This window comes from Desulfovibrio sp. OH1186_COT-070 (genome assembly GCF_003860215.1).
In the GTDB taxonomy this organism is placed as follows: domain Bacteria; phylum Desulfobacterota; class Desulfovibrionia; order Desulfovibrionales; family Desulfovibrionaceae; genus Desulfovibrio.
This window is the reverse complement of record NZ_RQYH01000083.1, coordinates 1-1,387: the sequence shown is the minus strand read 5'-3', so window position 1 is coordinate 1,387 and position 1,387 is coordinate 1. Positions and strand designations below refer to the sequence as shown.

Sequence of the window (1,387 nt, the reverse complement as noted above, 5' to 3'; positions counted from 1 at the left end):
GGACTAGTGTTAGCTAGTCCTTTCGTCTATAATGTAGATGAATTTAATATTGTTCTATTCCTTGAAAGAATAGTATTCAGATAATGCATTATTCTGTTTTTCTGATGCCTCTTGCTCAAAGTTCCCAAATTCGAGTAAGAGGTATTTTTGTTTTTGGTCATCGCCTCTCATAAGTAATTCTGGGTTTAACATTAAAGCTCCAGTTTTTCTTTTTATAATATTTCCATCTTCTAAGATTTTAAGAGTTGTAGTTACGGTTTGTAAGCTTGTGTTTGTAGCTTTAGCTATTTCTCTCGTAGTAGCTATCATTGTGTTATTACTTAAGTGTACGTTATCAAGAATGTAATTTACGATTTTAAGTTTTTTTCCACCAATCATATCTAACATACTTATTAGTTGAACGATATATGCCTTTACGAAGTTACCAGACGTTTGTTTTCGGTATAACTTATCTACCTCTATTACTTCTCCACTTTGTTCGTCTATGAGCCTCTGAGAGCCCTTATATACTGTTCCATATCTTTCTTTCACTTTCAATCACTCCTTTATTTTAAGTTATTCTAAATATATCATAACAGTTCTAAAAAAAAAAGAACATTTGTTAAAAGAAATTAGAACAAAACAAGTGAAAAATTAGAACAAAGAAATTCTTAATAGAAACTATCATATCAACCTATAATAAGAATTTAAGTAGTTAAATCTTCTTTTCTATATAAAGCGTCGGAGCATATCAGGGGGTTATCTAACGTAAATGCTACCCTTCGGCTCGCTTTCGCTCGGCATTGACGTCAGATACTGCACCCCCTGAAACCCCATGCTCCAACAGCAAAAAGGAAACTTTTTGCTGCTTTCCCGACGCTTATTCACTTCGTTCATATTTATATAGAAAAGAAGTGAATGCATTTATGCTTACAACTAATTTTGTTATATGGCTAGCATTTGGCAGGGGGATTGGGGGCATGCCCCCAACAAGTGTATTTGCAGTCACGAAATGAGCGTAGCGAATGAAGTGGCTAGCAAATACGATGCTTGCCAAACCTAAATTTTACATTGTGAAATGAGAAAATTTTTGACGAGCAAAGCGAAAATGATAGCCACTGAGGTGGCGATTGGTGCAGGTTTTAAGTTGGATTAATTCCAACTTAACAACCAATCCAAATCATTAAAGCGATATCGTGAAGTCAAAAAGCAATTATTTTACAATTAAAATTTATGGTGGGTTGGTTTTGATTATATGTATAGCTTTTTCTGCGAGTGTAACGAGTAGATCAAAAGCTATACATAAAAAAGGACTAGTGTTAGCTAGTCCTTTCGTCTATAATGTAGATGAATTTAATATTGTTCTATTCCTTGAAAGAATAGTATTCAGATAATGCATTATTCTGTT

At 33.5% G+C, this 1,387-nt stretch carries 1 protein-coding gene; it reads right to left on the bottom strand.

All coding sequences use genetic code 11. The annotated features are described in order from the left end of the window. Window positions 1-54 precede the first annotated feature (54 nt). Window positions 55-531, bottom strand: a complete 477-nt coding sequence (locus EII23_RS11875; protein WP_050190807.1) for a replication/maintenance protein RepL — start codon at window positions 529-531, stop codon at window positions 55-57. Window positions 532-1,387 lie beyond the last annotated feature (856 nt).